This is a genomic window from Microbacterium sp. 22179, assembly GCF_052045715.1.
Classification (GTDB): Bacteria; Actinomycetota; Actinomycetes; order Actinomycetales; family Microbacteriaceae; genus Microbacterium; species Microbacterium galbinum.
Window position 1 is genome coordinate 200575 of the sequence record NZ_JBQEPJ010000001.1, and the last position, 18922, is coordinate 219496.

General features: G+C 70.6%; 21 protein-coding genes. 10 read left to right on the forward strand and 11 right to left on the reverse strand.

What is annotated here, in order from left to right; genetic code table 11:
• The first annotated feature begins 8 nt into the window (after positions 1-8).
• Positions 9-500, forward strand: a complete 492-nt coding sequence (locus ACTJKK_RS00940) for an SRPBCC family protein (RefSeq protein ID WP_440746682.1) — start codon at positions 9-11, stop codon at positions 498-500.
• An 18-nt stretch (positions 501-518) separates the two neighbouring features.
• Here ACTJKK_RS00940 and ACTJKK_RS00945 read toward each other — a convergent pair whose 3' ends face one another.
• Together ACTJKK_RS00945 and dapD are read right to left on the reverse strand one after the other, a co-directional pair.
• A complete protein-coding gene (locus ACTJKK_RS00945) occupies positions 519-1922 on the reverse strand; it encodes a DEAD/DEAH box helicase (protein ID WP_247622949.1) in 1404 nt (467 codons plus the stop codon).
• Positions 1923-2173: 251 nt separating this feature from the next.
• Entirely contained in the window at positions 2174-3115 is a 942-nt protein-coding gene (gene dapD / locus ACTJKK_RS00950; RefSeq protein ID WP_440746683.1) for a 2,3,4,5-tetrahydropyridine-2,6-dicarboxylate N-succinyltransferase, read from the reverse strand.
• Between the two features lie 86 nt (positions 3116-3201).
• Here dapD and dapE point away from each other — a divergent pair, with 86 nt between their 5' ends.
• The 3 genes from dapE (at position 3202) to ACTJKK_RS00965 (ending at position 5741) form a co-directional block, all read left to right on the forward strand.
• Complete coding sequence (gene dapE / locus ACTJKK_RS00955; RefSeq protein WP_440746684.1) at positions 3202-4275, forward strand: succinyl-diaminopimelate desuccinylase; 1074 nt, start codon at positions 3202-3204, stop codon at positions 4273-4275.
• Positions 4257-5474 (forward strand): hypothetical protein, encoded by a 1218-nt coding sequence (locus tag ACTJKK_RS00960; protein WP_440746685.1) that lies wholly within the window; start codon positions 4257-4259, stop codon positions 5472-5474. The genes dapE and ACTJKK_RS00960 overlap by 19 nt, the downstream gene beginning before the upstream one ends.
• Positions 5475-5567: 93 nt before the next feature.
• Complete coding sequence (locus tag ACTJKK_RS00965) at positions 5568-5741, forward strand: DUF3117 domain-containing protein (RefSeq protein ID WP_017203323.1); 174 nt, start codon at positions 5568-5570, stop codon at positions 5739-5741.
• 84 nt (positions 5742-5825) lie between these two features.
• Here ACTJKK_RS00965 and ACTJKK_RS00970 read toward each other — a convergent pair whose 3' ends face one another.
• Positions 5826-6464 (reverse strand): O-methyltransferase, encoded by a 639-nt coding sequence (locus tag ACTJKK_RS00970; protein ID WP_440746686.1) that lies wholly within the window; start codon positions 6462-6464, stop codon positions 5826-5828.
• Between the two features lie 89 nt (positions 6465-6553).
• Between ACTJKK_RS00970 and ACTJKK_RS00975 the strand changes: the two genes are divergently transcribed.
• Positions 6554-6928 (forward strand): Sec-independent protein translocase TatB, encoded by a 375-nt coding sequence (locus tag ACTJKK_RS00975; RefSeq protein ID WP_247622944.1) that lies wholly within the window; start codon positions 6554-6556, stop codon positions 6926-6928.
• A 30-nt stretch (positions 6929-6958) separates the two neighbouring features.
• Here the strand turns inward: ACTJKK_RS00975 and ACTJKK_RS00980 are convergent, their stop codons facing one another.
• Genes ACTJKK_RS00980 through ACTJKK_RS00990 form a run of 3 tightly spaced genes read right to left on the reverse strand, consistent with a single transcriptional unit; the run spans position 6959 to position 9917 of the window.
• Positions 6959-8080, reverse strand: coding sequence for an Mrp/NBP35 family ATP-binding protein (locus ACTJKK_RS00980; protein ID WP_440746687.1), 1122 nt, complete (start codon positions 8078-8080; stop codon positions 6959-6961).
• On the reverse strand, positions 8077-8646 hold the full coding sequence (locus ACTJKK_RS00985; RefSeq protein ID WP_440746688.1) for a DUF1003 domain-containing protein: 570 nt from the start codon (positions 8644-8646) through the stop codon (positions 8077-8079). Before ACTJKK_RS00985 ends, ACTJKK_RS00980 begins: the two co-directional genes overlap by 4 nt.
• The gene (locus ACTJKK_RS00990; protein ID WP_247622941.1) at positions 8646-9917 is read right to left on the reverse strand and encodes a magnesium transporter MgtE N-terminal domain-containing protein; all 1272 of its coding nucleotides are present in this window, start codon (positions 9915-9917) and stop codon (positions 8646-8648) included. Before ACTJKK_RS00990 ends, ACTJKK_RS00985 begins: the two co-directional genes overlap by 1 nt.
• 87 nt (positions 9918-10004) lie before the next feature.
• Between ACTJKK_RS00990 and ACTJKK_RS00995 the strand changes: the two genes are divergently transcribed.
• Both ACTJKK_RS00995 and ACTJKK_RS01000 read left to right on the forward strand, forming a co-directional pair.
• Positions 10005-10727, forward strand: coding sequence for a general stress protein (locus ACTJKK_RS00995; protein ID WP_440746689.1), 723 nt, complete (start codon positions 10005-10007; stop codon positions 10725-10727).
• Positions 10727-11395: an alpha/beta hydrolase family protein gene (locus ACTJKK_RS01000; RefSeq protein ID WP_440746690.1), complete on the forward strand. Its 669-nt coding sequence runs from the start codon at positions 10727-10729 to the stop codon at positions 11393-11395. The genes ACTJKK_RS00995 and ACTJKK_RS01000 overlap by 1 nt, the downstream gene beginning before the upstream one ends.
• Before the next feature lie 11 nt (positions 11396-11406).
• On the opposite strand, the gene ACTJKK_RS01005 is transcribed toward ACTJKK_RS01000, so the two are convergent.
• Positions 11407-12819, reverse strand: a complete 1413-nt coding sequence (locus tag ACTJKK_RS01005; RefSeq protein WP_440746691.1) for an aminopeptidase P family protein — start codon at positions 12817-12819, stop codon at positions 11407-11409.
• 36 nt (positions 12820-12855) lie between these two features.
• Positions 12856-13878, reverse strand: a complete 1023-nt coding sequence (locus ACTJKK_RS01010; RefSeq protein ID WP_440746692.1) for an endonuclease/exonuclease/phosphatase family protein — start codon at positions 13876-13878, stop codon at positions 12856-12858.
• A gap of 100 nt (positions 13879-13978) precedes the next feature.
• On the opposite strand from ACTJKK_RS01010, the gene ACTJKK_RS01015 reads away from it, so the two are divergent.
• Positions 13979-14854: a PHP domain-containing protein gene (locus ACTJKK_RS01015; protein WP_440746693.1), complete on the forward strand. Its 876-nt coding sequence runs from the start codon at positions 13979-13981 to the stop codon at positions 14852-14854.
• A gap of 68 nt (positions 14855-14922) precedes the next feature.
• A complete protein-coding gene (locus tag ACTJKK_RS01020; protein ID WP_440746694.1) occupies positions 14923-15789 on the forward strand; it encodes a DUF817 domain-containing protein in 867 nt (288 codons plus the stop codon).
• Positions 15790-15834: 45 nt separating this feature from the next.
• Here the strand turns inward: ACTJKK_RS01020 and ACTJKK_RS01025 are convergent, their stop codons facing one another.
• Positions 15835-17358 carry a DEAD/DEAH box helicase gene (locus tag ACTJKK_RS01025; protein WP_440746695.1) on the reverse strand — a complete coding sequence of 508 codons (1524 nt, stop codon included), beginning with the start codon at positions 17356-17358 and terminating at the stop codon, positions 15835-15837.
• A gap of 195 nt (positions 17359-17553) precedes the next feature.
• Between ACTJKK_RS01025 and ACTJKK_RS01030 the strand changes: the two genes are divergently transcribed.
• Positions 17554-18270, forward strand: a complete 717-nt coding sequence (locus tag ACTJKK_RS01030) for a ferritin-like fold-containing protein (RefSeq protein WP_247622933.1) — start codon at positions 17554-17556, stop codon at positions 18268-18270.
• A gap of 46 nt (positions 18271-18316) precedes the next feature.
• On the opposite strand, the gene ACTJKK_RS01035 is transcribed toward ACTJKK_RS01030, so the two are convergent.
• Complete coding sequence (locus ACTJKK_RS01035; protein WP_440746696.1) at positions 18317-18604, reverse strand: hypothetical protein; 288 nt, start codon at positions 18602-18604, stop codon at positions 18317-18319.
• Positions 18605-18609: 5 nt separating this feature from the next.
• Positions 18610-18834, reverse strand: coding sequence for a DUF3107 domain-containing protein (locus ACTJKK_RS01040; protein WP_440746697.1), 225 nt, complete (start codon positions 18832-18834; stop codon positions 18610-18612).
• Positions 18835-18922: the final 88 nt, after the last annotated feature.

The window sequence follows — 18922 nt, forward strand, 5'->3', positions numbered from 1 at the left end:
CGACGCCGATGCCCGTCGTCAGCGCCGAGGCCTTCGTTCCGGTCGATCCGGCGACGGCGTTCGCGGTGTCGCAGACGACCGGCGCGGTTCGCCGGCGCTGGGACGGGTTCATCAGTGAGCAGCATTTCCTCGACGGTGCGCAGAGCGCCGCGAAGGGCGTGCGCACCTTCACGCGCCAGCGGTTCGGTCTGTCGATGGTGAGCCGCTACGTGTCGTACGCTCCGCCGACGAACGTGGGGATGGTCATGGAGACCGGCCCCTGGTTCTTCGAGAAGCTGGGCGGTGGCTGGCGCTTCGTCGCCGTGCCCGATGGGTCGGGCACGATCGCGACGTGGAAGTACAACTTCTCGTGCCGCCCGGCCTGGCTCGCGCCGGTGGCTGAACGCGTCGGCGCGGTGATCCTCTGTTTCGAGATCCGGCGGCGCCTCGCAGGGTTCGTCGCCGGATGCACGAACCCCGAGGTCATCCGTTCCGTGCGGAACGGGACCCCGGGGTCGTAGACGTGCGGATGCTGCGGGTCAGCGTCCCTGCGAACCGCGGCCGCCCTGGCGGGACTGCCCACCCTGGCCGCCCTGACGACCCTGGCCGCCCTGGCGCGCGAAACCGCCGCCCTGGCTCTGGCCCTGACCGCCACCGGAGCGGGGGCGACGACGGCGTGCGGGCGGGTTCGCCGCGCCGCTGCGCTCGCCACCGGCGGGACGCTGCTTCGGAGCCTGACGCTGCGGAGCCTGCACCGGGGCGGGACGCACGTGCGGTGCGCGCTCCGGGACGAGCTCGGTCACGGCGCCGGCGGTGACGTCTTCGAGCGGGGCGACGATCGCGGCCTTGCGCAGCAGGTCCTTGACGTCGCGGCGCTGCTCGGGGAGCACGACCGTGACGACGGTACCGGCGGCACCGGCGCGGGCGGTGCGGCCCGAGCGGTGCAGGTACGCCTTGTGCTCCATGGGCGGGTCGACGTGAACGACCAGGTCGACGTTGTCGACGTGCACGCCACGGGCCGCGACGTCGGTCGCGACCAGCACGCGCACGCCGCCGTCGGCGGGGTCCGACGAGAACGCGCCGAGGTTGCGCTCTCGGGCGTTCTGCGAGAGGTTGCCGTGCAGGTCGACGGCGGGGATGCCCGCGGCGGTGAGCTGCTTGGCGAGCTTCTTCGCCTGGTGCTTGGTGCGGGTGAACAGGATGCGGCGACCGGTGCCGGACGCGAGGTCGCGCACGAGGGTCGTCTTGTTCTCGGTGGAATCGACGACGAGCACGCGGTGCGTCATCTCGCCGACGGGGACGCTCTCCTCGTCGACCTCGTGGCTGACGGGGTTCGAGAGGAAGCGGCGGGCGAGCGAATCGATGCCGCGGTCGAGCGTCGCGCTGAAGAGCAGGCGCTGTCCGCCGGCCGGCGTCGCGGTGAGGATGCGCGTGACGCCGGGCAGGAAACCGAGGTCGGCCATGTGGTCGGCCTCGTCGAGTACGGCGACCTCGACCGCGCTGAGCCGCACGATCTGCTGCTTCATGAGGTCTTCGAGGCGGCCCGGGCACGCGACGACGATGTCGACGCCGCCGCGGAGCGCCTGCTCCTGCGGGCGCTGGCTGACGCCGCCGAAGACGGTGGTCACGCGCAGGCCGGCGGCTTCGGCGAGGGGGGAGATCGTCGCGGCGATCTGCGTCGCGAGCTCACGGGTCGGGGCGAGCACCAGGCCGCGGGGGAGGCCCGCGCGGCGCTGCTTGCCGGACGCGGCGAGGCGGGCGACGAGGGGAAGCGCGAAGGCGATGGTCTTGCCACTGCCGGTGCGACCGCGACCGAGCAGGTCGCGGCCGGCGAGCGAGTCGGGGAGGGTGTCGCGCTGGATCGCGAAGGCTTCGGTCTTGCCGGAATCGGCGAGAACGGCGGCGAGTTCGGCAGGAACGCCGAGTTCGAGGAAAGTAGGCATGGATGACTCCGTCCGTACGCGAGAAGACACGCACGATAGTGGGCTGAGGTGGGCGACGGCGCTCGCAGGGGGCGTGCGCATCGGTTCGCCGTGCGAAAGGCCAGCAGAGCGCTGGTGATGGGAGCCGGGTGACTCGCTTCGGTCCTCAGAGACCCCGTGACGACGACGACGTTGGCGAGCTCGTGCTCGGGCAACAGCCACAGTCTATCAGCGCCCGCTCCGAGGCGGCCGCAGGTGCGGATGACCGCGCGTCAGGCGTGCAGCGCCTCGTTGAGCGTGACGCCGACGCCCGCGCGACGCACGGCCTCGACCGCGCCGCTGATCGAGTTGCGGCGGAACAGAAGTCCGTTCTGCCCCGACAGCTCGGCGCCCTTCACGCTGGCGCGGGTGCCCTCGGCTGTCACGGGGCCGTCGACGAGCACGATCTTGGTGCCGGCGGTGACGTAGAGGCCCGCCTCGACCACGCAGTCGTCGCCCAGCGAGATGCCGATGCCGGCATTCGCGCCCAGGAGCGTGCGCGACCCGATCGAGACGCGGTGCGAGCCCCCGCCCGAGAGGGTTCCCATGATCGATGCGCCGCCACCGATGTCGCTGCCGTCGCCCACGACGACGCCCTGCGAGATGCGGCCCTCGACCATCGAGGCCCCGAGGGTGCCCGCGTTGAAGTTGACGAATCCCTCGTGCATCACAGTGGTCCCCGGCGCGAGGTGGGCGCCGAGGCGCACGCGCGAGGCATCGGCGATGCGCACGCCCTGCGGCTGGAGGTAGTCGGTCAGGCGGGGGAACTTGTCGAGCCCCTGCACCTGGATTCCCGCGCGCTGGAGCTGCGGACGCAGGCGGGCGGCATCGGTGGGGAGCACGGGGCCGGCGTTCGTCCAGGCGACGTTCGGGAGGTGACCGAAGATCCCGTCGAGGTTCAGCTCGTTCGGGCGCACGAGCAGGTGCGAGAGCGCGTGCAGACGCAGGTAGGCGTCGGCGGTCGAGGCCGGAGCGTCATCGAGGTCGATCTCGAGCCGCACGGGCTCGACGGTGACGTTGCGCCGTGCGTCGGGACCGGTGAGTCCGTCGAGATCTGCCGCGGCATCCGAGGGCAGGGTGCCGGTGCCGAGGGTGGCATACCAGGCGTCGAGAACCGTGCCGTCGCCGGCGATGGTCGAGAGTCCGATTCCCCACACGGTGCGCGCATCAGTCATGCCTCCACGGTACCGGCTCCCGCGATCACGCCCGGCCCATGTGACCGGCGTCCGATGACCGCGCGCCGAGGTCATAGGCTGGGGGCATGGTGCTCGATCTGACCGCATCCTCTCTCGACCTCACGCGCGCGATCTGCGACATCGCGAGCGTCTCCGGAGACGAGAAGACCCTGGCCGACGCGATCGAACAGGCGCTCGCGCCGCTCGACCACCTCGAGGTGATCCGGCACGGCAACACGATCGTCGCCCGTACCGACCTCGGTCGCGCCCAGCGGGTGGCCATCGCCGGTCACATCGACACCGTCCCCATCAACGACAACCTGCCCACGCGCCTGATCGACGTCGACGGCGAGGCGTACCTCTGGGGTCGCGGCACGGTCGACATGAAGGCGGGCACGGCGGTGCAGCTGAAGCTCGCCGCCGAGCTGACCGATCCCGTCGTCGACATCACGTGGATGTGGTACGACAACGAGGAGGTCGAGGCGTCGAAGAACGGACTCGGTCTGCTCGCCGCCGTGCGTCCCGATCTCTTCGTCGCCGACTTCGCGATCCTCGGAGAGCCGTCCGACGGTGAGGTCGAGGGCGGATGCAACGGCACCATGCGCGCGATCGTGCGCACGAGCGGTGTCCGCGCGCACAGCGCACGCGCCTGGATCGGCGAGAACGCCATCCACCGCGCGGCCCCCATACTCGCCCGCCTGGGCGAGTACCGGGCGCGCGAGGTGCTGGTCGAGGGTCTTCTGTACCGCGAGAGCCTCAGCGCCGTGCGCATCAGCGGCGGTGTCGCGGGCAACGTCATCCCCGATGCCTGCGAGGTCGAGATCAACTACCGGTTCGCTCCGAGCAAGTCGGCGGCGGATGCCGAGGCTCACCTGCGCAGTGTGCTCGCAGGCTTCGACCTCGAGGTCACGGACTCGGCGGAGGGTGCACGTCCCGGCCTCGACGCACCGATCGCCCAGCAGTTCGTGGCCGCCGTCGGCGCGGAACCGCGCCCCAAGTACGGCTGGACCGATGTCGCCCGTTTCTCTGCGCTCGGCATCCCGGCGGTGAACTACGGGCCCGGCGATCCCCACCTCGCCCACCACGACGAGGAGCGCGTCCCCGTCGCGCAGATCGATGCCGTCGAGCGGGGACTGCGGGCGTGGCTCAGCTCGCACTGAGCGCCGCGCGTCGGTGGGCGCAGATGCCGCTACCGCTGCGCATCGCCGTCATCTACCTGATCGCCCGGCTCGTCACGACGGGCTTCCTCCTCTTCGCGGCATCCGCCTCGACGTCGCTGTCGCGCTTCGGAGCGGATGCCGGACTGGCCGACTTCGTGCTCGGCTGGGATGCGCAGTGGTACTGGCTGGTCGCGGAGAGCGGATACCCCTCGACGCTCGAGCTGACCGACGCGGGCACCGTCGTCGAGAACCAGTGGGCGTTCATGCCCGTCTTCGCCTACGCGGCGAAGGCGATCGGGTTCCTCTTCGGATCCTGGGGAGTGGGGGCGTTCCTGCTCTCGTTCGTGGCCGGCTATCTCGCCTGCCTCGCTCTGCATCGGCTGCTGCGTGACCGGATCGGATCCTCCGCGGCGCTGTGGTCGGTGGTGTTCTTCGCCGCGGGGCCGCTCGCGGCGATGTTCCAGGTGGGATACGCCGAAACGCTGTTCCTGCTCCTGCTCTTCCTGGCACTGGACGCGGTGCTCCGCCGCCGGTACGCCTGGCTGTACCTCCTGATCCCGATCATGGCGTTCACTCGCCCGGGCATCCTGGCGTTGGCGCTGCTGCTCGGCCTCCACGGCATCGCCCGCTGGATGAACCGTCGCCGCGAACCACTGACCACCGTCGAGATCGTGCACATCGTCGCGACGGCGGCGCTGGCGACCGTCGCCGGCTTCGCCTGGCAGGTGATCGCCGGTCTCGTGACGGGTGACATGGGGGCGTACCTCGACACCGAGCTGGCGTGGCGTCAGCACTGGATCAGCGGGGGAGTGGCCGGGTTCGTACCCTTCGAGGGCTGGATCCAGGCGTCGCAGTTCTGGTTCGCGCAGTGGGGTATCCCCGCGTGGTGGGGCCCGATCGGGCTCGTGGTCATCGTCGTCGCCACCGGACTCGCGCTCTTGCGCTCGCCGCAGGTTCGAGCGCTCGGTCTCGACCTCCGGCTCTGGAGCGCGAGCTATCTGCTGTACCTGCTGGCGGTGTTCTTCCCGCAGTCGAGCACCTTCCGGCTGCTCCTGCCGATCAGTCCGCTCTGGGGAGCGGTGGCGGTGCCGCGCTCGCGGCTCTGGCGGCTGAGCGTTCTGGCGCTGTGCCTCGTGGGTCAGGGCGTGTGGATCTCCTTCGTCTACGCGCTCGGGAACACGTTCTGGCAGGTGCCGTGAACATGAAGAATCGATGCATTTCTTCACAGGTGACGCTCAGGTCGCGACGACACCGATAAACTCTTCCCATACCACCGAGGAAAGGAAGCCGCGATGGCAGCGATGAAGCCGAGGACCGGGGACGGCCCCATGGAGGCCGTGAAAGAAGGACGACTCATCATCGTGCGCGTTCCGCTCGAAGGAGGAGGCCGTCTGGTCGTCTCCGTGAACGACGCCGAGGCCAAGGAGCTTCACGACGTGCTGGCAGCCGTCGTGGCGCCGGCCTGAGTCACCCCGATCCGTCTCACGGATCAACCGAAGGAGGCGGCGGATCATCGGATCCGCCGCCTCCTTCGTCTGTCGTGGGGAGCGTCAGTCCCGCTCGGCGAGGCTGATCAACTGCAGCAGGCCCTCGCCCGCGGGAGACACGGTCGCGAGCACGGCCGACGACTCCTGGGTCTCCTGGATCAGGGAGCGGTAGCCCGCCGTGATCTCATCGCGCTGCACGGGGTCGGCCACGCGTCCACCCGCGAGAACGCGGGGGACGAGCACGATACCGCCGCGGCGGACGAGGCGCAGTCCGTGCTCGACGTAGTCGATGACGTTCTCAGGATCGGCGTCGACGAGCACGATGTCGTAGGCGTCCTCGTTCATGCGGGGGAGCACATCGGCGGCGCGGCCCGTGATGAAGCGGGCGCGCGTGGCCGGGACCTTCGCGTCGGAGAACGATTGGCGGGCCGCGGCGAGGTGCTCGGGCTCGTTGTCGATCGAGGTGAGCACGGCCTGCGGCGCGCCGCGCAGCAGCCAGAGTCCGGAGACTCCGGCGCCGGTGCCGATCTCGACGATCGAACGGGCGGCGGTCGCGGCGGCGAGCACGGCGATCTGCGAGCCGACGGCGACGCTGATCGGCGCCGCTCCGAGCTCGACGCCGTGCGCCCGAGCGCGAGCGATCGCATCCGGTTCCGTGAGGGACTCTCGGATGAAACGTGCGTTCGCGTCGTGTTCGCTCATGACCTGATCCTCCCGTCCACGCTGTGACTCCTCCCAGCGTATTGGCTCGGTGCGCACGCGGAGCGCAGGCGCGGCGGTAGCCTGGACAGATGCAGTTCGGGTTGACCTTCGAGAAGCTTCTGCTGATCGGTCTCATCGCGGTGCTCATCGTGGGCCCCGAACGCCTTCCGCGCATGGCCGAGGGCTTCGCCAAGGTCGTGCGCCGCGCCGGGGAGTACCTCCGCGACACGCGCACCCGCGTGCGCGACGAGATGGGCCCCGAGCTCGACGACGTCGACTGGCGCAAGCTCGACCCCCGCCAGTACGACCCCCGTCGCATCATCCGGGACGCCCTCCTCGAGGAGCCGACCCCTCCGACCCATCCGATGGCGGCGGCCGCCGCCATCGCGGAGCCCGAGCCGCGCACGCCGCCGCAGAGGTTCACTCCCGGCGAGCTGCCGCCCTTCGATCTCGAAGCCACCTGATCGCATCGGCGATCGACGGCGGTCGCGACCTCAGCCGAGCGACATCGGCAGCGGGCGACCGGCGAGTCCGCGCCCGCGCCCGGCCAGGGAACGGGCGAGGGTGCGGATGGCCGTGGCCGCGGCATCCGTCTCGGCATCCAGCACGACCGGAGAACCCGCATCCCCGCCGGCGCGCAAGGCGGGGCTCAGGGGGATCGAGGCCAGCAGAGGGACGTCGGCTCCATCGGACGACAGCGCCTCCGCGACCGCGGCTCCACCGCCCGCACCGAACAGATCGACCACGGTCCCGTCGGGGAGGGTGAGACCCGCCATGTTCTCGATCACCCCGATCACGCGCTGACCGGTCTGGCGGGCAACGAGCCCGCTGCGAATGGCGACCTCGGCAGCGGCCGCCTGCGGGGTCGTCACCACGAGCACCTCGGCGTGCGGCAGCAGTTGTCCGATCGAGATGGCGATGTCGCCGGTGCCCGGCGGCATGTCGATCAGCAGGATGTCGAGGTCGCCGAAGTGCACGTCCGTGAGGAACTGCGACACGGTGCGGTGCAGCATCGGGCCGCGCCAGGCGACCACGCCCTCGCCTTCGCGCAGGAACATCCCGATCGAGATGGTCTTCACCCCGTGCGCGACCGGCGGCAGCATGAGGTCGTCGATGCGCGTCGGCTGCGTGCCCGCGGGGATGCCCAGCAAGCCGGGGATCGAGAAGCCGTGCACGTCCGCGTCGACGAGGCCGACCGCGAGGCCGAGGTCGGCGAGGGCGACGGCGAGATTCGCGGTGACGGTCGACTTGCCGACGCCGCCCTTGCCGCTGGAGACGAGGATCACGCGGGTCAGGGAGTCCGGGCCGAAGGGCATCTGGCGGGGTGCTCTGCCGTCGCGCAGCTTCTCGGTCAGGCGCTTGCGCTCCTCGGGCGTCATCACCCCGACCTCGACCTCGACGGCGTCGATGCCGGGAACGGATGCCGCGGCACGGCGCACATCGGACTCGATCTTCGTCGCGGCCGGGCACCCGACGATCGTCAGGACGATCCCGACGGTGGCGCTGCCGCCCTCCACGACGATGTCGCGCACCATGTCGAGGTCGCCGATCGGACGTCGGAGTTCCGGATCGGATACAGCGGCGACCGCGCGCCGGACGTCATCGGCGGACGTCATGCGCGCGGGCGACGCGGAGGCCTCGTCGCCACGGGCCCCGTGGTCGGCGCGGGGGAGGCCGCGGGGGCCTCGGGTTCCGCGTCGTGGTCGCCGAGGTCGGCGAGCAGCGCCTTGAGCTCCTGTCGCAGCACGTCGCGCGTGACGACGTGCGAGTTGCGCTCCTCGAGCGCCATGCGCAGCGCGACGATCTCGCGGGCGAGGTATTCGGTGTCGGCGAGGTTCCGCTCGGCGCGCTGACGGTCCTGCTCGATCTGCACCCGGTCACGGTCGTCCTGCCGGTTCTGCGCGAGCAGGATCAGCGGCGCGGCGTAGGAGGCCTGCAACGAGAGCACGAGGGTCAGAGCGGTGAATCCGAGGGCGGCGTCGTCGAACCGCAGGCTCGTCGGCGACATCGTGTTCCACACGATCCACAGGATGCAGAACAGGCTGAGGATCAGCAGGAACGCCGGTGTGCCCATCGCGCGGGCCACCCACTCGGTGAACCGTCCGAAGCGGTCGCGCGAGGTCGGACGCTGACGGGTCGTGCCGCGCCCGAGCGGGGCGTCGAGGCGGGGGGAGCGGGCCATCAGCGCACCTCCGTGGTCGTGTCGTCCGACACCTCATCGACATCGTGCGTGCGCCAGTCGTCGGGCAGCAGGTAGTCGAGCACGTCGTCGACGCTGATCGCACCGACGAGCCGGTGCGCGGCATCGACGACGGGGAGCGAGACGAGGTCGTAGCTGGCCAGCAGACGGGCGACCTCGGCCGCGGAGGCCGTGGCGGACACCGGTTCGAGACTGTCGTCGACGATCGCGCCGAGGCGCTCGTGCGGCGGGTAGCGCAGCATCCGTTGGAAGTGCACGACGCCGAGGAGGCGGCCCGTCGGCGTCTCGAACGGGGGAAGGGTGACGAAGACCGCGGCCGCGAGGGCGGGGTGCAGCTCGTGGCGGCGGATCAGCGCGAGCGCCTCGGCGACCGTCGCGTCGGCCGAGAGCACGATCGGCTCGGGTGTCATGAGCCCGCCGGCGGTGTCGGGGCCGTAGCGCAGCAGCATGCGCACGTCTTCGGCCTCCTCCGGCTCCATGAGCTCGAGGAGGTGCTCCAGACGGTTCGGGGGGAGCTGGGCGAGCAGGTCGGCCGCGTCGTCCGGTTCCATCTGGTCGAGGATGTCGGCGGCGCGCTCGTCGCCGAGGCGGTCGAGGATGTGCACCTGCTCGTCCTCGGGCATCTCCTCCATGGCGTCGGCGAGGCGGTCGTCGGACAGCTCCTCGGCGACCTCGATCATGCGCTGCTGCGGCAGATCGAGGAGCGTGTTGGCGAGGTCGGCCGCGTGCAGCTCGGAGTACGACGCCACGAGCTGTTCGGCGGACTGCGACTCCCCGGGCGCGCGCTCCTCGGTGACCTCGCTCCAGGCGGCGAAGGTCGTCGAGCCCTTCGCGAACGGCGAGGCGCTGGTCTTCGGCTTCCGGAGGAACAGCTGGCTGACGGCCCACTCGCCGAGTCGATTCGGCTCGATGGCGACATCTTCGATCACGGCCGTGCCGCTGCCGTCGGCGAAGCTCACGCGGCGCCCCAGCATCTCGGCGAGCACGCGCACCTCGCCGGCGCGCGGCGAGAAGCGGCGCACGTTGATGAGCCCGGTGCTGATGACCTGACCGGAGCGGATCGAGGTGACCCGACCGATCGACAGGAAGACGTGGCGACGGCCCGGGATCTCGACGACGAGGCCGATCACGCGGGGGGCCGCCGTACTTCGGTACACGATGACGACGTCTCGGACCTTGCCGAGCCGGTCGCCCACGGGGTCGAAAACGGCGCAACCGGCCAGGCGCGCGGCGAATACCCGTTGTGTGCTCACCCACCCAGCGTAGTCCGCGCGGCCCCGGGGCGTCCCCCGGATCGGCGCTCCGAGGACGCGCGCATCGAGGCGTGGGACAATGGGCGGATGAGCATGCTCAACCGCCCCGTGAACAGCACCGACACCGGCGAGATGGTGGCGTCCACCCGTGACTACGCCACCGCGCAGAAGACCGTGTCCACGCTGATCGCCGCCGAGATCCCCGCCCGTGACATCGCGATCGTGGGCCAGGGCGTCCGCACGGTCGAGCGCATCACCGGTCGCCTCGGCTACGCGACGGCCGCGCGTTCCGGCGCGGTGAACGGCGTACTCATCGGCCTCTTCCTCTCGGCGATCCTCGTGATCGGCAACCCCGAGGTCCCGATCCAGCTGTTCCTGGGCTTCGTGCTCATCGGCGTGGCGATCGGCATGATCCTCAGCCTCGTGACCTTCGCGATCGTCCGCCGCCGTCGCGACTTCGCGAGTGTGACGCAGCTTGCGGCCGACCACTACGAGGTCACGGTGCTGCCGGCGTCGCTGGCGAAGGCTCGTCAGGCGCTGGGGACCGCCCGCCAGGCGCCCGTGCGCCCGCCGGTCGATCTCGACGAGCCCCCGCGCTACGGCGAGCGGATCACGCCGGGGACCCAGGGCCAGGCGCCCGTGCCCTCCGGCGAACCGGTGATCCCGCCGCGGCCCGCCGCACCGGTCGCTCCCGGAGCAGACGCGACGACCGCGCCCGAGGGCGCCGAGCCCGGCGACACGGAGCAGGGCAAGCCCGCGAAGCCGGGCGAGGGCGACGCTCCCGTTGCAGGTACGCCCGAGCCCGCCTGATGCTCGCATCCGGACGCTCGTCGTTCGAGGTCGCCCTGCCCGCAGGTGGCACGCAGGTCTCTGTCGAGCGCACCTCGGGCGAGGGGCGCACGACGATCCTGATCGCGCACGGTGCGGGCGCCGGAATGGACCACCCGTTCCTCACCGGGCTCGCCGCGGCGTTGACGGAGGCCGGGTTCTCGACCGTGCGGTTCAACTTCCCCTACGTGGAGCAGGGGCGACGGATGCCGGGCCCCGCCGCGCACGCGATCGCGACGTGGCGCGCCGCCGTCGCCGCGGAGCGGGAGCTCGACCCGACGGCGCGGATCATCGCGGCCGGCAAGTCGTACGGCGGCCGGATGGCCTCGATGGCCGTGGCCGAGGGACTCGACGTCGACGCTCTCGTCTATCTCGGCTATCCGTTGCACCCGCCGGGCGCCCCCGAGAAGCTGCGCGCCGAGCATCTACCGGCGATCGCCGTGCCCCAGCTGTTCATCGAGGGCTCGAACGACCCGTTCATCCAGCCGCTCACGCAGTTCGAGGAGGTCGTCGAGACCTGCCGGGATGCGCGCGTCGCCTGGATCGACGGCGGAGGTCACAGCTTCGAAGTGAAGGGGCGCAAGCGTCCGGCATCCGATATCGGTGCCGGGCTCGCGCCCCTCCTCGTGGACTTCGCCGCCCGGATCTGACTCCCGAGGGATCAGCTCTGGACGCGGGCGATCCAGGCCTCGATCTCGTCGGCCGTGCGGGGGATGCCGGCCGAGAGGTTGACGGGGCCGTCCTCGGTCATGAGGATGTCGTCCTCGATGCGCACGCCGATCCCGCGGAGCTCGGCGGGGACGGTGAGATCGTCGATCTGGAAGTACAGGCCGGGCTCGATCGTGAACACCATGCCCGGGGCGACGATGCCGTCGTAGTACATCTCGCGGCGGGCCTGGGCGCAGTCGTGCACGTCGATGCCGAGGTGGTGCGAGGTGCCGTGCACCATGTAGCGGCGGTGCTGGCCGCCGGCCTCGGCGTCGAGGGCCTCCTCGGCCGTGACGGGGAGCAGACCCCACTCCGCGACGCGAGCGGCGATCACGGTCATGGCGGCGGCGTGGATGTCGCGGAAGCGCACCCCGACCTTCGCGGCGGCGAAGGCGACGTCTGCCGCTTCGCGCACGGCTTCGTAGACACGGCGCTGCACATCGGTGAACGTGCCGGAGACGGGCAGCGTGCGGGTGATGTCGGCGGTGTAGAGGCTGTCGGCCTCGACACCGGCGTCGACGAGGATCAGATCGCCGGGCACCACGGCGCCGTCGTTGCGGGTCCAGTGCAGGTAGCAGGCGTGGGGCCCGGAGGCGGCGATGGTGTCGTATCCCTCCCCGTTGCCGTCCTCGCGCGCCCGGCGGTGGAACACGCCCTCGACGACGCGCTCGCCGCGCGCGTGTGCCACGGCGGAGGGGAGCTCTCGGATGATGTCGTCGAAGCCGGCGGCGGTGATCTCGACCGCACGTCGCATCTCGGCGATCTCGAAGTCGTCCTTGATGAGGCGCAGCTCGGAGACCGCACGGGTCAGCGTCTCGTCCTCATCGAGCACCAGCTCGCCCTCGGCCGGCGCGAACTCGGCCAGGTGCGCGGTGGTGAGGGCGAGGTCGGCGGCGACGCCAGCCAGCGAAGGGCGCGGTCCGATCCAGAACTCTCCGACGGTGGCGTCGGCGTAGAACTCGGTCGTGGTGCGGTCGGCACGCTCGCGGAAGTACAGGGTCACGTCGTGACCGTCGTCGGTCGGGTCGAAGACGAGCACCGAGTCCGGCTCGGTGTCGGATGCCCAGCCGGTGAGGTGCGCGAAGGCGGAGTGCGCACGGAACACGTAGTCGGTGTCGTTGCTGCGCTGCTTGAGCGAGCCCGCCGGGATGACGAGGCGCTTACCGGGGAACGCGGCCGAGAGCGCGGCGCGGCGCACGGCGGCGTAGGGTGCCTGCTCGCGCGCGCCGGGAAGCGTCTCGGGACGCTCGGCCCACCCGGTCGAGATGGTGTCGAGGAAGCCCTGCGGGAACGGCTGCTTGCGATTCGTGTTGCTGTTCTCGACGTCGGGTTCGGCGATCGTGTCGCGTTCTGCTGCGGTGCTCATCCCTCAAGTCTCTCACTCGGGGATGCACGCCGCCTCTCAGCCGGCGGGCTCGAGCTGCACCACGAGGGCACGGTGATCGCTGCCGCCGGCGTCGTCGAGCACGACCGAACCGGTGGGCGTCCAGTTCTGCGAGGCCATCACATGATCGATCGGGGCGCCCGCCAACGGGGGCAGCGAGCTGGGCCAGGTTCCGACGACTCCGTTGCCGGTGCGCGAAGCGACATCGCGGCAGTACCCGATGTCACCGCCCTCGACGCCGAGACCGGCCATGTGGTCGATCGTCGCGTTGAAGTCGCCCGCGAGGATGAAATCGCCCGCGGGGCACTGGTCGGCGATCCACTGGAGATCGGACTGCCACTGCTGCATCTCCTCCACACGGGGCGCCACGGCGTGCACCGCCACGACCGTCGGCCCGCTCCCGTCGACCGGCATCAGCACGACGCTGGGCACCGAGCCGGTGTTGCTCGTGCCGTCCTGCGACGATTCGATGACCGAGTACTCCCCGAGGTCGGGGGAGACCAGGACGGTCGTCTGCCAGGACTGCGGGCCGTCGGGCACGTCGGGGCGGAACTGCACGTGGTGCACCCACATCGGATGACCCTGCTCGCGCAGCATGAGCGCGATGCGCTCGCCCACGGCCTCGGTCGTCTCGGGGAGCGCGACGACGTCGGCTCCCTGGTCGAGGATCTCCTGGGCGATCTGGTCGGCCGGCACCGCCTCGCCGGCGGTGTTCCAGGTCAGAACCCGGACGCTCGTCTCCGTCTTGTCGGGGAGGGCCGACGTGCCGAATCCGCGGGTCGCTCCGATGATTCCGGTCGCTCCGGCTCCGAGCAGCGCGACGATGAGGATCGAGGCGGCGAAGCCGCGCAGCGGGCGGGCGAGCAGGAGCAGCAGCGCCAGGAGTGCGATCACCACGAAGATGCCCAGCACCACACCGCGCGCCGCGACGACCTGCGCGAAGGGATAGGTCTGCTCCAGCCGGAAGAACTGCGGCCACACCACGACGGCCGTGGCGGCGGCGAACAGCACGGTGATCAGGATTCCGAGGAGGCGAAACATCCCCTCCAGCCTAGGAGCGCCGCCTGTGAAGTCCCTGCCGCGACAGGCGGGACTGCGCTCCCGTGCGCCCGCCTTCCGCCCCGCTCGGTACGCTCGGAGGATGGCCCCTGAGCACCCCCGTCGATTCGTCGGTCCCGCCGACCTGCATCTGCACTCGAATCACTCCGACGGAACCGAGGCGCCGGCCGAGGTCGTGCGCCAGGCGCACGAGCACGGACTGCGCACGATCGCGCTCACCGACCACGACCGCACGACCGGTTGGGGAGAGGCGGCGGAGGCGACGGCGGCGCTGGGGATGACCTTCCTGCCGGGGATGGAACTGTCGGCGAAGCACGACTGGCGCAGCGTCCACGTGCTGGGCTACCTGTTCGACCCCGACGACGCGGCCCTGCGGGCGGAGACGGATCGCATCCGCGGCGACCGCATCGGCCGGGCCGAGCGGATCGTCCGCAGCATCGGCCGCGATTACGACCTGCACTGGGACGACGTGCTCGCCCAGACCACGCCGGACGCGACGGTCGGTCGCCCGCACATCGCGGATGCGCTCGTCGCACGAGGAATCGTCCGCGATCGCACCGAGGCGTTCGACGGCATCCTGCATCCGCGCGAGGGGTATTACGAGCCGCACTACGCGCCGGATCCGCTCACCGCCGTCCGGCTCATCACGGACGCCGGGGGAGTGGCGATCATCGCCCACCCGGTGACCTCCGGTCGCGACCGTATGATGCCGATGTCGTTCCTGGAGCAGCTGATCGACGCGGGGCTCGGCGGCTTCGAGATCGACCATCGGGAGAACACCGAGGCGGGGAAGGCCCTGCTGCGCGAACTCGCCGCTCGACGCGATCTCATCGTCACCGGCTCCAGCGACTACCACGGCAGCGGCAAGCCCAACCGGCCCGGGGAGAACACCACGAGCGACGAGATGGTCGAGCGCCTGATCGCGCGCGCCTCCGGTACCACACCGCGCTACCCCTGACGGGGCTTCCCGGCATACTGGCGGTCGACTCCCGGCGCTCTCGCCGTCGTCGTCGATACGCTCGCCCGATGCAACGCGCCACCTCGCTCGAGCGCCGGATCGACGCGGCCGCTCACCGCCTGCTCAGAGATGCCCCGGCGAACGGCATCCGCGCGTTCCTCGTCGAGTTCGCCGTCTTCGTGCTCAAGCAGGCCTGGGCCTGCATCTTCGGCGCGGCGCTCCTCGTCGTGATCGTCGCCGCGCGGCTCTGGTATCCCGATGATGTGGCCCTCGCCCGGAACGATGCCCTCACGATCGCCGCCGTGCTCATCCAGGTTGCGATGCTGGTGTTCCGGCTCGAGAGCGGACGCGAGCTGTGGGTGATCCTGCTCTTCCACGTCACCGGCACGGTCATGGAGTTGTTCAAGACCGACGTGGGGTCGTGGGCGTATGCCGCCGACGGCATCCTCCGCATCGGCGGAGTGCCGCTGTTCAGCGGTTTCATGTACGCCGCGGTCGGCTCCTACATGGTGCGCGTCTACCGCCTGTTCGACCTCGGGTTCACGCGCTACCCGCGCCGATGGCTCACCGCACTCGTCGCCCTGGCGATCTACGCGAACTTCTTCGCGCACCACTACTGGTGGGATGCGCGCTGGGTTCTGCTGATCGCCGTGCTCGTGCTCTGGCTGCCGACGGTCATGCACGCGCGGGTCTGGCGGCGGACGCTGCGCATCCCGCTCCTGCTGGCGTTCGCCGGCGTCGCGGTGTTCATCTACTTCGCCGAGAACATCGGCACGCTGGCCGGTGCCTGGGCGTACCCGGATCAGGCCGATGGGTGGCAACCCGTCTCGCCGAGCAAGCTCGTGTCGTGGTTCCTGCTCATGATCATCTCGGTCGTGCTCGTGACGTGGGTGTACCCGCCGAAGGCTCCGGCGCGGGCCCGAGCCGGGACATGACAGAGGGGCGGATGCCGCAGCATCCGCCCCTCTGTCGAAACCGTCTCAGGCGCCCGCGACCGGTGCCGCGCCCGCTCCGCCGGAACCTCCGCGACGACGGCGGCGACGGCGAGCCGGTGCGGGCTTTCCGTCGTGGTGCTCCTTGCCCGCACCGTCGTGCGTGCCGGCGCCCTCGGCGCTGCGATCGGCGGCGGGGGCACCGTCGCCGTCACCCGAGGCTGCAGGTACGGCGCCCTCGGCGAACGTCGAACCGACCGGGTTCGACCCGCCGCGACGGCGACGACGGCGGCGCGTGCCGCCCTCGTCGGTGCCCTCGGCAGCGGCATCCGCTGCGCGCTCGGGGCGCGGGGTGCGCGGGGGACGGGTCGACTCCGCCTTGGGTGCCGAGACGAGACGACCCTTCGTGCCGGCGGGGATGTCGAGGTCCTCGTACAGGTGCGGGCTCGACGAGTAGGTCTCGACGGGCTCGGGCTGACCGAACTCGAGGGCGCGGTTGATCAGGGCCCACTTGTGCAGGTCCTCCCAGTCGACGAACGTGACCGCGATACCGGTCTTGCCCGCGCGGCCCGTGCGGCCCGCGCGGTGCAGGTACGTCTTGTCCTCGTCCGGGATCGTGTGGTTGATAACGTGCGTGACGTCGTCGACGTCGATGCCGCGGGCGGCGACGTCGGTCGCGACCAGGACGTCTTTCTTGCCGGCCTTGAACGCCGCCATCGAGCGCTCGCGCTGGTCCTGGCCCATGTCGCCGTGCACGCCGCCGACGTTGAAACCGCGGTCGCCGAGCTCGTCGACCAGTCGCTGGGCCGCACGCTTGGTGCGGGTGAAGATCACGGTCTTGCCGCGGCCCTCGGCCTGCAGGATTCGGGCGATGACCTCGTCCTTGTCGAGCGAGTGCGCGCGGTAGACGAGGTGCTTGATGTTCGCCTGCGTGAGGCCCTCGTCGGGGTCGTTGGCGCGGATGTGGATCGGGTTCGTCATGAAGCGACGGGCCAGCGCCACGATCGGGCCGGGCATCGTCGCCGAGAACAGCTGGGTGTGGCGCACGGCCGGCACCTTCTGGAAGATCTTCTCGATGTCGGCGAGGAAGCCGAGGTCGAGCATCTTGTCGGCCTCGTCGAGCACGACCTCGGTCGCGTTCGACAGGTCGAGCAGACGCTGGCCGGCGAGGTCGATCAGGCGACCGGGCGTGCCGACGACGATCTGCGCGCCGGCCTTGAGCTGGTCGATCTGGCCCTCGTACGCCTTGCCGCCGTAGATGGCGACGACGCTGGTCGAGCGGTTGCTGGTGAGCAGGTCGATGTCCTCGTAGACCTGCACCGCGAGCTCGCGGGTCGGCACGACGATGAGTGCCTTCACCCCGTGCTCGGGGTCGAGGCCGAGACGCTGGACGACGGGGATGCCGAAGCCGAAGGTCTTTCCGGTTCCGGTCTTCGCCTGGCCGATGATGTCCTGGCCCGGAAGGCCGAGGGGGATGGTCTGCTCCTGGATGGGGAACGCGTCGACGATGCCCTTCGCCGCGAGCGCATCGACGATGTCCTGATCGATCCCGAGATCGGAGAAAGTAGTCACTGTATTCAGATTGCCTGTCCGGCGGTCGTGCTGAGACCGCCACGTTAACGATCCACGCCGTCTCTTGTGCCACAGGCGCGGGCCCCGCTCCGACGGCGGGGACACGCCCAGCCTACCGGAGGGCGGCCGAACGCCCGAGGAGGACCTCAGCCCCGGGTATTGTGATCGTCGTGGCGAACTCGGTAGGGAGACCTCGTGGTTAAGTGGTTCTGGCAGCGCGACGATGCGCCGCGACGCACTCTCGCCCTGCGCAGCCGGGGCGACCAGGGCGACGCGACCCGCGTGGACTTCGCCGACCTCGCGCCCGAGCTGCCCCGCTTCCTGGGCCAGGCCGCCTACCTGCAGCTGGGGTACTTCGAGACCCTCACCCGTCTCATCCGTGCCACGCCGGAGCTCGCCGAGAAGGAGGCGCTCTCCCGTGCGGCCGGCGCCGCTCTCACGAAGCATCGCGGCATCGTCGAGGTGATCGCCGAGCGCGGCGACGACCCCACGCAGCTGATGCTCCCGTTCCGCGAGAACCTCGATGCTTTCCGCCGCAAGACGATCGGTGCGCGACCGCGCGAGACGCTCCTCGCCGTGTACATCACGGCCGGGATGCTCGACGACTTCTATCTCGCCCTCGCGTCCAGCTACGGCGAGACCGGGCGGCGGATCGCCGAGATCCTGCGCGAGGACGACGCGCGCCACGAGATCGTCTCGATCATCCAGGAGACGATCGAGAGCGACGAGGAGTGGCGCTCACTGCTGTCGATGTGGGCGCGACGCCTGGTGGGTGACACGATCCTCGTCTGTCGCTCGGCGCTGAAGCCCGAGGTCTTCGTGGCACCGGACGACGAGCGCATCGAACCGGTGTACACCGAGCTGATGGGCGCGCACGCGCGTCGCATGGATGCGATGGGGCTCGCGTCCTAGACGTGCGGATTTATCCAGACGTGCGGACCTATCTGGACGTGCGGATCTAGATGCCGAGGGCCGCGGTCTTCGCCGCGTCCGAGCGGCGTCGGGCGGCGACCAGAGCGAGAGTCGCGACGACGGCGACCACGACACCGCCGAGGATGCTCGCGAGCCAGAGCCACACGTTGTCCTCGCCGAGACCGGCCCACTGCAGGCCCGTGTAGAGCGCGGCGGTGACGACCGTCGCGATGCCCGGGGTCAGTGCGACGCCGCGGAGTTCGCGGCCGTCGATGAGGAAATGCGCGGCGATGCCCAGAGCGCAGGCGGCGACGAGGGCGAGAAGGATGTACATCGCGATCAGGCGACGAAGCCGACCCGGCGCGATTCCTCGGTGCCCAGCTCGATGTAGGCGAGGTTCGCGGTGGGGACGATGTAGGAGTTGCCCTTGACGTCGGTGAAGCTCAGGTGCGCGGTGCTCTGGTCGAGCGCTGCCGCGACCTGGGTGCGGATCTCTTCTGCTGCGGTGGCGGTCTCGAAGCTCAGCTCGCGGCCGGTGTTGATGATTCCGATGCGGATTTCCACGCGTACTCCTTGGAGTGTCAGGACGATGTCGTCGTCCGAGGTCTGCGCCAACTCTACCCCGCAGGTGCGTCGCCGGATCGGCGCAGGG